Here is a 13,737-nt window from a genome sequence, read left to right on the forward strand (position 1 = left end):
CAATGCAATTCAAAAGACTGTTTCTCGTAGGTATTATTGTAGTCCTGGCAGGCGTTTTCATGTCCTGCTCGAAGGAGAAAGACCGGCTGGATTACAGTTTTGACCTGCTCACTTCGGAACGGACAGGGATTGATTTCTCCAACACACTCAAGCCGACCAGGGATTTCAATATCTTCTATTATATGTACTTCTACAATGGGGGTGGGTTGGGGGCCGGCGACTTCAACAACGATGGCCTGATCGACCTCTGTTTTTCGGCCAATCAGGAACCTAACCGCATTTACCTGAACAAAGGGGGAATGAGATTCGAAGACGTGACGCCCAAAGCCAATTTCAAAGGAGAAAAGGGGTGGTCAAACGGTGTATCTGTGGTTGATATTAACCAGGATGGCATGCTCGATATTTACATCAGCCAGGTCGGGAATTTTGAGAATATGAAAGGACATAACCTGCTTTTTGTATGCCGCGAAATCACGAAAGAGGGTATTCCCGTTTACGACGAGCGCTCGAAGGAATATGGACTGGACCTGGTCGTGTTCGGAACGCAGGCGCTTTTCTTTGATTATGACCTGGATGGCGACCTCGATATGTTCCAGCTTAACCATTCTGTACACCAGAACGGAACATTTGGGCGACGGGACCTTTTTGCAGACACCTATCATCCGCTGGCGGGCGACAAGCTTTTCCGGAACAATGGAGGGAAGTTTGAAGAAGTATCGCGCACGGCGGGTATTCACAGTTCTGCTTTGGGATATGGCCTGGGATTGGGAGTAGGAGACCTCAATTTCGACGGCTATCCCGATATGTACGTCGGTAACGATTTCCATGAGAATGACTACCTGTATATCAACCAGAAAAATGGCACATTCACCGATCAGACAGACTCTTCGCTCATGCACACGAGCCAGTTTTCAATGGGCGTCGATATCGGTGACCTGAACAATGATATTTTCCCCGAAATCGTATCGCTCGATATGCTGCCGTCGGATTATGAGATCCTGAAAAAGTCGGAAGGCGAGGATATGTACAGCATATTCCGGTACAAGATCAGGCAGGGTTATAACTACCAGTTTGCCAGAAACAATCTGCAATACAACAACGGCAACGGGACTTTCAGCGAAATGGGCATGTATGCGGGCATGCATGCGACGGACTGGTCATGGGCTGCATTGTTTACCGACTTTGACAACGACGGTTTGAAGGATCTATTCATTTCGAATGGTATTCCCAAACGGATGAATGATACAGACTATATCCGGTTTGTATCCGGCGACGTGGTTCAGGAAAAGATCCGCAATAAGAATTTCGACGAAAACGACCCCGGGCTGGCTGATAAACTGCCGGAGATCAAGTTACCGAACAAGTTTTTTGCAAATAAAGGAGATTTGTCTTTCGCGGATCTGGCCGGTAACATCCGTAATGACCAGGTTTCATACTCCAATGGAGCGGTATATGCCGATCTCGATAATGACGGCGACCTGGATATGGTGACCAATAATATCAATGAAAAGGCATTTGTGTATGAAAATCTGAGCAGTCAGAAGACCGGCAAAAACGACTACCTCCGGTTATACCTCAAAGGGAAAAAAGGGAACCTGAACGCTATCGGCGCTAAATGCCTGGTATTCAAAAAAGACAATGTGCTGAGCTACGAAAAATTCCCGGTGAGGGGTTTTCAGTCAAGCATGGAAGTGCCCCTGCATATTGGATTGGGGAAAAAGGCTGATGTGGATTCAGTGGTGGTCATTTGGCCGGATAACAGGTATCAGACGTTGCAGCCCGCAGCATTACACGATTCCATATCGCTGACTTACCCGGAAAAGCTGCCTCTTTTTGATTACGAACACGTTAAACGAGCCCGCGCCAGCAGTTCGTACGCGTTCGAGGATATTGCTGCCACGCTGGGCATTAATGTAAAGCATGAGGAGAATAACTTTATTGAGTTCGACCGCAACTCGCTGATTCCTTTTGAAGTAACGGCTGAAGGCCCTGCGCTGGCCATTGCGGACATTAATCACGACGGGCTGGATGATATTTATGTAGGCTCATCCAAAATGCTGAAAAGCCATTTGTTCCTGCAAAAACCGGACGGCAAGTTCACGGAATCTTTTCAACCGACGTTGGCACGTGACAGTACCTATGAAGAAGTGGACGCGACCTGGGCCGATGTAAATCGCGACGGACATGTCGATTTGCTGATTGCTACAGGCGGAAATGAATATAGCAATAATTCGCCCTACCAAATGCCGCGCATTTACCTGAACGATGGCAAAGGGAACCTGAGTGCTAAGGAAGATGCCTTTGCCGATATCTTCGTTACGGCGTCGTGCATTATTCCGTTCGATTTTACTGGGGACGGCATTACAGATCTCTTTATAGGCGGACGGGCCGTTCCTTTGAATTATGGTGAAATTCCTCGGTCCTATTTGTTGAAAAATGATGGCACGGGCAGGTTTATGGATGCAACAGCGCAGTATAGCAAGGAGCTGGCATCCATAGGCTATGTCAAGAATGCAAAACTGGCGGATATGGATCGTGACGGGGATCAGGACCTGGTACTGGCATTGGAATGGGGGGGGATCTGCATGATGCAAAACAATGGGAGGACATTTATCAAAAAGATGCTCACAGTCCGCAACGGCTGGTGGAATTTTGCCATGTCGTATGATTTTGACGGTGACGGTGATATGGATATTCTCGCAGGAAATCTCGGATTGAACAGCCGTCTGAAAGCCGATGAAGCGCAACCCGTGAAAATGTATATCAGTGATTTTGACGGTAATGGCAGGAAAGAACCGATCCTGACCTCTTACCTCAACGGAGTAGAAGCTCTTTTCCCGACTAAACAGGAAATGGAGAAGCAAATGCCGGTGATCAGAAAAAAGTATATCTATGCTTCGGAATTTGCCAAAGCGGGTCTGGGAGATTTGGTGGGGGAAGACAAACTGAAAAAAGCACAGGTGCTCACGGCTGACTATTTTCAGAACGCGATACTGGTCAATGACGGCAAAGGTAACTTTGCCCTGAAACCACTGCCGTTCCATGCGCAATGGGCGCCATTTTACGACGCCCATATCATCGATGCGAATGGCGACAAGCTGCCAGATGTGCTCATGATGGGCAACTTCTATGACTGCAATATCCAGATGGGGCGTTACGATAGCGACTACGGTACAGTGCTGATCAATACGGGGCAGTGCAATTTCAGAGTTGAGCAACTGAACAATCTGCCGATCAGGGGGCAGGTGAAGAAGCTCCGCGAAATCAGACTGAAAGGCGGGATGGGCATTGTTGCGGCCCGGAACGATGACAAACTAATGGTTATCAGCCGGAAAAAATAATCAGAAAGTGAAATGGTATGCGATCGTGGCGATGGGCGCTGCGAAAATGTTGAGCTGATAGCTTTTCGTAACCTTGTTTTCTGTTTTGAAAAATACGGAATAGGCATTCTTGCGGGCATAGATATTGTAAATAGAGAATGTCCAATGCCCGTTACAACGCCGTTTTTTCATACTGGGATTGTAAATGTTCCAGGCGAAGTCGAGGCGATGATAGTCCGGAATGCGTTTGTTGTTGCGCTGGTCATAGAACGGGTACACGTTGTTCTGATAGTTGATAAAACCCAACGGCTCGGTGTAAGGCCTTCCGGTACTGTATGCAAATGTGAAGCCGAATGAGTTGTGACTGTCGATCGTCAGGTCGAGCGATGCATTGAAATTGTGCGGTTTGTCGTAGTTGGCGGGATACCAGTTGCCATGATTTACGAGTTCGACCAATGCCGCTCCCTCGCGGACGACGTTGAGTGAGCGGGCGAAAGTATAGTTGGCCCAGCCTTTCACATTGCCTTTCTTTTTGGATAACATTAATTCGACGCCGTACGACCGGTTTTTCCCCTGAACAAGCTGCGTTTCGGGAAACCGTTGCAGCAGAAAATTAGCGCCGGGTTTATAGTCCATCATGTTGTTGGAAAGGCGGTAATATCCTTCCAGTGAAAAATCAAAAATGTCTTCTTTGAAGGATTGATAATAGCCGGCGGTAAACAAGTTACTGATCTGCGGTCTGATATGTTTGTCACTCGTTTTCCATCGCGAGGTAGGAATCGGCGTTGCAGTATTGGACACAACCTGAATGTACTGCCGCATCAGATTGTAGCCGAATTTGAGCGAAATGTGTTCCGCCAGTGCATAGCGGATACCTACGCGCGGCTCCGGACCGCCATAGGACCCGGCGATTTTTCCTTGGCTATACAGGGTCGAATCAATGACAGAATAGTCATCCCTGGGCTGTCCGGGTTGATAGTGGCGTACAACTGCCGGCCCCGCTGCTAAAAACAGTGAATAGCGGAGGCCGACGGATACGGCCAGTTTTTCGGAAAGACTAACCTCGTCGTCGGCATAAAGGGCCAGTTCAAGGGCACGTTCGGCAGGTGTTTGAATGTAGTTCACGTGTTTGCTCTGGCCGGGCAGCAATGTTCCGGGTTGGATGCGGTATTGCGTGGCGATGATACCGGTTTCGAACTTGTGGCGTGTATGCTGGTAATTGATGTTGGATTTAATCTGCCGTTGCTCCACCGCTGATTCGAGCCGTACGACATTGCCGGTTTTCTGCTCGCGTGTGCCGATATTAGGAGTATATCTCGCGAAAATAACGGAGGTCTGGACATTCAGATGGGGAGAGAGCACATGCAGCCAGCGCAGGATGGAGTTGGTAGTGATGTGTTTATAATAAGTGTCCGTCCCGACGACATTGGGCAGGTTGGTAAGCAAATCTGTTTTGAAATAATCATCACTGTGATAGCCCATCCAGGTGAGGGTGTTCCGGTCATTGATTTTCCAGAATGATTTAATCGACAGTTCGCCGAACCGGGCACGGATGTTGTCCAACCTTTTATCCAGTTTGGGAAGAATAAAATCATTGAATGCGCCACGCCCGGCTACATAAATGCCCAGTTTGCCTTTTATCACGGGCGCATCCACCATCAGGCTGTTGGAAACCAGACTGATCCCTCCCGCCAGTTTGAGTTTTTCAAGATTGGGATTTTTGGTTGATATATCCAGCACGGACGCAACCCTGCCGCCAAAGCGCGCGGGGACGTTGCCCTTGTAAAGGTCCAGATTACTGACGGTGTTGGGAGGGATCACCGAAAAGAGCCCGAACATATGGGTTGGATTGAAAATCGGGGTATCGTCAAGCAGGATCAATGTCTGATCCGTAGTGCCTCCCCGAATGTTCACACCATTGGAAGCTTCACCCACGCTCGAAACGCCCGGCAACATCTGAAGACTCCGGAGAATATCCAGCTCGCCAAATGCCGAGGGTAACTTTTCAAGTGTTTTAATATTGATTTGAAGCGAACCCAGGACGGGTTGCCTGACTGTCTGATCAAAACCTTTGCTGGTAATCAATACCTCTTCCAGCTGGTTGGATGTTGGTGAAAGCAACACATCGAAATGCGCTTTTTCGGTGCCGTCTTTGATGAATGCGCGAAAAGTTTCATAGCCCACATGCCGGATCACCAATACATGATCGCCGGAAGGCAAATTAACGGAAAAACTGCCTTTTTCATTAACCCGTACCGTCGACCCGTTGCGCCTGTAATCGATCACTGCCGAAGCTTCTTTTAATGGCACCAAAGTAACCGAATCCCGCACCTGGCCTGTCACGACCACCTGTGCAAAGCCATTGTATCCGGTGATGGCCAAAAGCAAAAAGAAAAAACGCTTCATGTATAAATTATTCAGTCATTCCAGTTTCGTGGCGGATTCATCCTGCTCTTTCAAATTATTGTCCTACTCCGTCCACCTCCATCCTCCGGGTAAAAACGGCGTCCTCGACCGGCTCTTCTTGCATATTGCGAGGGGGATGTACGGGCGCTCCGGAGAGCGTTCTTCCAGGATCTGGTCCCGGTTGTGGATCGTTTTGAAAAGCTGGTTGAGCAGAGCTGCATTACGGATTTTCTTCCGCCAGAGCATAGTCCTGTATTCTGCCGTCGAAGAAGCCGTGAAATAGCCGATCACCAGTTCGTTTTTGTCATTGGTATTGACTACGTTGCCCTGGATAGGTGCGGGAGGTGTATCAGCCAGCGTTCCTGAATTTGCCGCCTGATCCTGGATCAGCTTCAGGAACCTGTACGCGCCCGGTGTTAATGAGTTTTGCTGTAAACTGACCAGGCAGGGATTGGATTGAAGCAGGGGAATTTGCGCCACGAGCTTGTCTTTCTGGCTCTGTCCGTTGGTATATACATCGGAATAAATGTTGATGCCATTGCTGTAAAAGATATCCCAGCACAGATCTTCACAAGAGTAGTCAAAGACACTGTTGAAAGGCATGGTGAGATCCTTGAAACAATCGCCGTCCACGCCATTTTCGACGTCAAAAAGGTAATACTTCCCCTGATTGCAAGTGGCGCAGGTCTTCTGCACTTCCCAGAGTGTCCATTGCCAGCGATAAAAATTCTGTTCACCTGCCGGGTCATCAAAATCCAGGTAAATGTCGTTGCTGGGTGTAAAATCGCCGTAGTATTCGGAAAGCCTGGATATTCCTTTGGGATTAAAAACATCATATGCACGCGTAACCGGCGCGACGGGTAACATCTTCTCAATGCCCGATTCGTAGCTTTTACCATCTTCGGTAATGAATTGGAGCTGATAGGAATCGCCGGTTTTGCCGCGGAATGTCGGCGGAAGATCATATATCCCGGATTCGCCTTCTGTAAGCGAGACCTGAGAGGAGCCGTTCACGATAAGCTTTACCCTGGCACCCGAAAGCGGCAATGTGGAAAGCCCTTTGGTCCAGATAGTTTGTGTGAATTCAGAGCTCTCATTTTTTGCTTCCGGATTGGTTTTAGATAAGGAAATAAATTGGGGAATGTCCATGTTGGTAATCACGCCATCGACCACGATATATTCCTTCGCCGTACCAAAAACCACGCTGAATGGCTCTACACACGCATTGTTGCATGTCAAGAGGATCAGGAGAGCCGTTAGTAGCCGTTTCGTTATCATTTATTCAACCACAATTTTCTTGGAGTAAAATTGTCCGTCTCCGTTTTTGAACCTCAGAATGCAAATCCCATGGAGGCCGTGTGCATTGATTTCCGAGCAGATGACCTGTCCTTTCGCGAATGCCCCGAGCGACTTTTGCACCAGAATAGCCCCGGTTGCATTGCATATTTCAAGTGTATAGCTACCGGTTTCGGGAATTTTGGAATGAACCAACAATGTTTTTCCTGCGGGTAGCGGGTTCGGGAAAGCCTGTATGCTGTTTTCCTTCTCTTGAAAGTCCATACCGGTGATTACCGACAATCCGTCCCGGACTATCGAAATATTCAGGGGGTTTTGACATTGCCAGTTCGTGCGGATCATCAATTGCCGGTTCTTAAGGTCGTAATAGGCCGTTTCGGGCCGGAACTCGCCAGGCAGGTACACCACCGGCAGCGCCTGGCCATCCAGCGTGACTGAAACAGGCGGAGACGTTACATGCTCGATTTCAAAAAGCATGACCCGTTGGGGGAGCGCCTGACTATGGCTTTGTGTGCGCCGTACACTGATCTGAATGTTATTTTCTGAAACATTTCCCATCAAATCTATGAGCTCGAACCTGCCGCTGCTCAAAGTCGTGGGGTCGGTACCGTCGTCATGAAAGAATGTGAAAGTAGAGGAAGGGACCGAGACATCCTGGAAAAACTTCACGGTGAGGCTGTCGGAACGATATTCATTTGTAGATCTCATACCGACTGAGGTCGCCATCGGAACAAATGCACCTGCCTTCGCATATACAGGAATATGATCGATTGTTAAATTGGGATATGCTGCACCTTCATTCTGCATTGAATTGGTCCAGAAATTGAACCACTTACCTTCCGGTAACACGACCTTCCGTGAAGGCATGCCATGGAGGAGCACTGGCGCGATCAGCAGATTTTCTCCAAAGAAATATTGGTCAGCGACATTCCCCAATGCCTTGTTCGGGGTGAAATAATCCAAGGGCATGCATATTGGGCGGCCCGACATGCTGTTTCGCCATGCGAGCGAGTAGAGATAAGGTAATAGCTGATACCGGATTTGCATGTACCTCTTAACTATGGAGTAAAACGGCTCGGTCAGGTTGAACGGCTCGACGTTGGATCGTCCGCCATTGACACGGAGGACGGGGCTGAACGTCGCCATTTGCAGCCATCTTAGATCCAGCTCCTCATCTTTCTCCGGCTTGTCCGACATTGTGACAAATCCGCCGGCATCGGAGTGCATATAGGCGAGCCCCGACATTCCGGACTGGACTATAATGGGTATCTGGGTTTTCAGCCCTGCCCAATAGCGGGCGACAGCGCCACTCCAGGGCAGCACACCAAAACGCTGGGCACCGGTCCAGCCGGAACGGGTGAGATGAAAAAGCCGTTTGCCCGGGTAATTTTGGTGGTAAAAGTTGTACAGGTTTTGCGACCAGAGGAGGGGATATAGATTGTGCATCTGAAATGCATTGCCGGGTGTAAAGGATGCGTTCCGGAACTCATACTCCGGCTCGGTTTGATCCGACCACCAGCCCTCGATGCCTTCATCGATTAGTTTTTTGTATCGGCTTGTCAGCCAGTTCCGGGTAGCAGGTTTGAAAATATCCAGCAGTGCAGCCTCTCCGCCTGGAATATCCTGGACGAAAGTGTCACGCCCACCGGTTTTTGTTGCGAAGAGCGAGAGCGATTCCGCGTTGCTGTAATCGGGTGTTTGAGCGGTCACATAGGGATCGTTGGAAAGGATCGTTCTGACGCCCTTTTCGCGTAACCGCCTGATCATTTCTACCGACTGGGGCCATTTGTCCTGATCCCATTCAAAACTGCCACGGTTATCCAGCCCTCCATACCACTGCGGATCGAGGGCGAGTGCATCCACTGGAAATCCCTGGCTTTGCAGTTTACTGATCGCAACGGTCGCGTCACTTTCATTCTCATATCCTGTTTTGGATTGGATGTAGCCCAACGCCCAGCGTGGTGGAAGAGGCTGGCGACCGGTGAGCAGGGTGTATTTTTCGAGGATTTCATCGTTGCTGTCGCCATCGATGAGGTAATAGGACCATTGCCCGGTGCTGGCGGCTTCTACCGTCAGGCGTGTGGAATCGACCGCACCCACATACATACGAATGGAGCCTGGATGGTTGCTATCGAACAGGATGCCGTACCGGTGTGAAGATACGATGAATGGGACATTGAAGCTTTGGGACAGCCCAGTAAGCTGATCGTAGTAGACTGGCTCAGCGGTGTTGTAAAAATCGAATGCCTTCCTGTTCAGATCGGGTCCGAATGGACGGGCACCGGCACCGTGGAATACGTCTTTTGGGTCGATGCCAAACGTAAAGCGAATAGAGTCCCGGGTGACAGTTACGCCGTTACTTTCCCGGATCTTGATCTCCGTGCCGGATAGTAATGTTATGCTCAGCGGTTTTTTGGTTATTTCAAGTGCTGATTTGCCAAAACGGATTGAGAGCAAACCGGCGGTCTCTGTGATCGGCGGCAGGGGAGTGAGGGGATTGGGTGCAATCGTGTAAGAGCTATCACCTGCGACACCCGTACCGGAAAGGATAGTCTGAATTTTGAAAATGCCTTCGGCAGGCACCTGCACGGTCATTATGCCTTTTGTCCCCTGAATCGTCAGGCTTGTTGGCGATTGCCGGAAGCTCACAAAATCACCGCTCCCTTGTCCGTGTGAGTACGGGCCTGTCAGAAGGAATATCAACGCAAGCAAGTACTTGTTTATCATAAGCTTAAAACGGGAAGGAGCCGGCGGGCCTTCTTCCTAAATTTAAGTTAAATAAACCGAATTGACTTGCTATTGTCCTATAATTTATGCGGTAAGATCAAAGTTTGAAGTTAAGCGATCCATTGATGGTAAGCATCCTGGTATATTGGTCGTATGTACCGCCAAACCGTGAAAAGAAACTCTGCCAGGTATCGTCGGGCATGGGAGTCTCGTTTCTTTTTTTCGAAGAATAGGTGTGACTTTCGATTTTAGGATAAATGCCACCGATAAATTTCGCCGTGAGGCGGAGGGTTAGCCGCTTGCCGAGCGGGTATTTCGCTCCCAAACCCGCATTGATACCGATCATCGTGTAGGGTCTTTTTAGTTGAGACCAAATCGTCATATAACTAATTGGTGCTTCTTTACTCTCCTGATAACCCGCAGATAGCCCGATTTCACTGTCTGTCATCCTTACAAGGCTTGGACCTGCGAATGCAAATAGCTGCAATTTGCTCTTCTCTTCCGGGATCAACACATACACGGCCGAAAGGTCAAGCTGAATGGTTTTGTAAGAATAATCGCGCATTTTTAGCTGCGGAATAAACTTTTCGGGCGTGAGCAGGTGCAGCGGGAATTTGACAGTATACCAGCCCATGTTGTCAACATAGGCATGGCGGTTAGATGTATTATTAACGTAAGCGTCGAGGTTAATACTCACCCTTTTGGCAAGACGCAGGTCAAAGCTAAGGCCGATGGGGATAGAATAGCTGTTGCTGAATTTTGTCTTTTTATAATCATCAACCATTTTTTCTTTTCCAAAATTTACGTCAAATCCTGTCCTGTTATACCCCAATCCGACATAAGGACCAATGTGAAGTGAAGTTTTGAACTGGTTGAGGTTTTGTTCATAAACGGTTTGTTCAGACTTTATGGCTTCATTCGCATAATAGGTGAGGTTCTTGAAATAGCGGGCAGAATACTGCGGCTGAATATTGGATTCTGAATAATATTGTTCCAATAACTCTTTCCCAAAAATGAGCGGTAGTGCACGTTTAAAATGGGCTTGGGAAACAACGAGAAGCGAATCATCTTTTTGGATATAGAAAAGCTTCTCATCTTCATTGAACAAAAGGCTGAATTTTCCTTTGACAAACAGAACCAACAAGCAGGTCTGCGATTTGATGTCCCTGCTTACCAGGAATCTCCCATTGGCTGATCTGACTTCCTTGATATCACTAAATGGTATACGCCGGATCTGATCCTCTTTTTTGAGGGCAAGGTTTTTCTTTTTAAGGTTTACAACGACCTTTCCGGTTAAGACATTCTCATTGGATTTAAGAAAAATGCTGTCATTTTGAGCAATAGAAGTAAGTGCGATGGCCGACCATAGCGCGGTAAGTAAATATCTGATCATAAGAGGCGTTTATGTAACCCAAATATACTAAAGATCATGAGATACAAGCCCTCTCGGTGTCACAAACTCTCCGTCCGCCCCCCATCCACAGCCAAGCTCACCCCATTAATACTCCCCGCAGCCGGGCTGCACAGGAATGCCACTGCCGCGGCTACTTCCTTGGCTTCGCTGAATCGGCGGATGGGAATGGAGGCTTTCAATTCTTCGGCAACCTGCTCCTTGGGTTTGCCCTGGCTTTTGCTGCGCATTTCAAAAACGGAGTCGAGTCGCGCCGTTTCGGTGTAGCCGGGGAGCACATTATTGACCGTAATGCCAAATTGCCCCAGTTCCAGCGAGAGCGTTTTGGCCCAGCTGGCCACGGCACCGCGGATGGTGTTGGATACGCCGAGGCCGATGATAGGCTGCTTCACCGAAGTGCTGATAATGTTGACAATGCGGCCGAAACCTTCCTTCTTCATAGACGGTACCACGGATTGCGCCAGAAACTGGTTGTTGATCACATGCATTTGAAATGCTTGCAGAAACTGGTCCGTTTCCGCTTCGATGATCGGGCCGCCGCTGGGGCCGCCAGTGTTATTGACAAGTATATGAACGTCCGGACAGAGCCGGAGATAGTTTTCGATGGCTGATTTGACGACCGCGTGGTCGGCGAAATCGGCTACCACGTAGCGGTGAAGCTGGCCGAGCGATGTATCCAGGTCTTCGACGGCCTCACGGAGTTTTTCTTCATTCCGGGCTACGAGGGTCACATTTGCGCCCAGTAACGCGATTTCAACGGCGGCGGCGAGGCCGATGCCCTGGGTACTTCCGCATACCAATGCTGTTTTTCCGGTCAGGTCTAGGTTCATGGTTTTGACTTTTTAAACTTGATTTCAGAATGATAACGTTTTGTTTTTCGGCTGCTTCGATTCAGACTTCGTACTTTTTTCGGCTATCTTTGCGGTTTATTTTTCAACATGGGACCCGCCGAAAAGCTGAAAGTAAGCAAAATCCCGCATTTGTAATCTTAGAGCAAACGTTGCACAATGTCTAAAAAAATCCAATCCGCGCTTATTTCTGTTTATTACAAAGACGGACTTGAGCCTTTGGTCCGCCTCTTGCATAACAATGATGTCAAGCTTTACTCGACCGGAGGAACGCAGACTTTCATTGAAAACCTGGGTGTTCCTGTAACTGCTGCCGAGGAACTTACCGGCTATCCTTCCATTTTCGGAGGACGTGTAAAAACATTGCACCCTGCGATTATGGGCGGCATTCTGTATCGTCGGGACGACGAAGGAGATGTGGCACAGGCACAGCAATATAATATCCCTGCTATCGATATGGTGGTGGTAGATCTATATCCTTTCGAGGAGACCGTAGCATCCGGCGCGAGCGAGGAAGAAATCATCGAGAAAATAGACATTGGCGGTATTTCACTGATCCGCGCAACTGCCAAGAATTTTAAAGATACGCTGATCGTCTCTTCCCGCAGCCAGTATGCAGAGGTGGTGGAGTTGCTGAATGCGAAGGCAGGTGCAACCGATATCGAAGACCGCCGGTATTACGCTGGTCAGGCATTCGGAGTTTCCTCGCACTACGACGGGGCGATCAACCGCTTTTTTACGACCGGAAAGGAGAAAACCGAAAAAGATCTCTTCGACTTTACCAGCCTGGCCTCGCAAACATTGCGTTACGGCGAAAATCCACACCAGAATGCGACCTATTACGGCGACCTGGAAGGTATTTTCGATAAACTGCACGGGAAAGAACTTTCTTACAACAATCTTGTAGATGTAGACGCGTGTGTGAGCCTGATCGATGAATTCGTCGACGCGGAGCCTACATTCGCAATCATCAAACATACCAACGCCTGCGGTATCGCCACGGCTCCCACCGCGAAGCAAGCCTATGACAATGCGCTGGCATGCGACCCGGTGTCGGCATTTGGCGGTGTGGTGATCACCAATACAAAAGTGGACCTGGCCACTGCTGAGGAGCTGAACAAGTTGTTCATGGAAATCCTGATCGCACCTGCCTATGAAGAGGAGGCATTGCAGCTGCTGAAATCCAAAAAGAATCGGATTCTGCTGAAACGTAACGCCGTGGATCTTCCCCAGGTAATGTTCAAAACGATACTGAATGGGGTGCTGGTACAGGATAAGGACCTGTCTACGGAGGTGGCATCGCAATTCACGACTGTTACTGAGAAAGCGCCTACTGATAATGAGTTGACTGCGCTTGAATTTGCACTGAAAGTCTGCAAGCATACCAAATCCAATACAATCGTACTTGCCAAGGAAAACCAGTTGCTGGCAAGCGGAACGGGACAAACCTCGCGCGTAGATGCATTGCGCCAGGCGATCGAGAAGGCAAAGGCATTTGGCTTTGACCTGAACGGCGCGGTAATGGCGTCTGATGCTTTCTTCCCGTTTGCCGATTGCGTTGAGATCGCGCATCTTGCAGGGGTAACCGCCGTAGTTCAGCCCGGTGGTTCGATCCGCGACAAGGATTCAGTTGACTATTGCAATGCAAATGGCGTTGCAATGGTGACCACAGGGGTTCGTCACTTTAAGCATTGATTTTTAATGCCACAAAGAGCACGAATGTTTTCGT

The 13,737-nt window shown here is 48.9% G+C and carries 7 protein-coding genes; 2 read left to right on the forward strand and 5 right to left on the reverse strand.

Features of this window, described 5'->3' with window-relative positions; all coding sequences use genetic code 11:
- Positions 1–2: 2 nt before the first annotated feature.
- Positions 3–3,341: a VCBS repeat-containing protein gene (locus tag BP71_RS30475; RefSeq protein ID WP_496385394.1), complete on the forward strand. Its 3,339-nt coding sequence runs from the start codon at positions 3–5 to the stop codon at positions 3,339–3,341.
- Here BP71_RS30475 and BP71_RS30480 read toward each other — a convergent pair whose 3' ends face one another.
- The 5 genes from BP71_RS30480 to BP71_RS30500 all read right to left on the reverse strand — a co-directional run bounded on the left by BP71_RS30480 (position 3,342) and on the right by BP71_RS30500 (position 11,990).
- A complete protein-coding gene (locus BP71_RS30480) occupies positions 3,342–5,726 on the reverse strand; it encodes a TonB-dependent receptor (protein WP_496385395.1) in 2,385 nt (794 codons plus the stop codon).
- Positions 5,727–5,789: 63 nt separating this feature from the next.
- Positions 5,790–7,004, reverse strand: coding sequence for a DUF4249 domain-containing protein (locus tag BP71_RS30485; protein ID WP_496385396.1), 1,215 nt, complete (start codon positions 7,002–7,004; stop codon positions 5,790–5,792).
- A complete protein-coding gene (locus BP71_RS30490; protein WP_496385397.1) occupies positions 7,005–9,749 on the reverse strand; it encodes a glycoside hydrolase family 31 protein in 2,745 nt (914 codons plus the stop codon).
- A gap of 97 nt (positions 9,750–9,846) precedes the next feature.
- Positions 9,847–11,142, reverse strand: a complete 1,296-nt coding sequence (locus tag BP71_RS30495) for a hypothetical protein (RefSeq protein WP_496385399.1) — start codon at positions 11,140–11,142, stop codon at positions 9,847–9,849.
- A 59-nt stretch (positions 11,143–11,201) separates the two neighbouring features.
- Positions 11,202–11,990, reverse strand: coding sequence for an SDR family oxidoreductase (locus BP71_RS30500; RefSeq protein ID WP_496385400.1), 789 nt, complete (start codon positions 11,988–11,990; stop codon positions 11,202–11,204).
- Positions 11,991–12,167: 177 nt separating this feature from the next.
- Here BP71_RS30500 and purH point away from each other — a divergent pair, with 177 nt between their 5' ends.
- Complete coding sequence (purH, locus tag BP71_RS30505; protein WP_496385401.1) at positions 12,168–13,703, forward strand: bifunctional phosphoribosylaminoimidazolecarboxamide formyltransferase/IMP cyclohydrolase; 1,536 nt, start codon at positions 12,168–12,170, stop codon at positions 13,701–13,703.
- Positions 13,704–13,737 lie beyond the last annotated feature (34 nt).

This window comes from Dyadobacter ginsengisoli DSM 21015 (assembly GCF_059568735.1).

Bases quoted from the DNA above. Each gene is read 5' to 3' on its own strand.
- BP71_RS30475 (WP_496385394.1), top strand. From the start codon at position 3: ATGCAATTCAAAAGACTGTTTCTCGTAGGTATTATTGTAGTCCTGGCA.
- BP71_RS30480 (WP_496385395.1), bottom strand. From the start codon at position 5,726: ATGAAGCGTTTTTTCTTTTTGCTTTTGGCCATCACCGGATACAATGGC.
- BP71_RS30485 (WP_496385396.1), bottom strand. From the start codon at position 7,004: ATGATAACGAAACGGCTACTAACGGCTCTCCTGATCCTCTTGACATGC.
- BP71_RS30490 (WP_496385397.1), bottom strand. From the start codon at position 9,749: ATGATAAACAAGTACTTGCTTGCGTTGATATTCCTTCTGACAGGCCCG.
- BP71_RS30495 (WP_496385399.1), bottom strand. From the start codon at position 11,142: ATGATCAGATATTTACTTACCGCGCTATGGTCGGCCATCGCACTTACT.
- BP71_RS30500 (WP_496385400.1), bottom strand. From the start codon at position 11,990: ATGAACCTAGACCTGACCGGAAAAACAGCATTGGTATGCGGAAGTACC.
- purH (WP_496385401.1), top strand. From the start codon at position 12,168: ATGTCTAAAAAAATCCAATCCGCGCTTATTTCTGTTTATTACAAAGAC.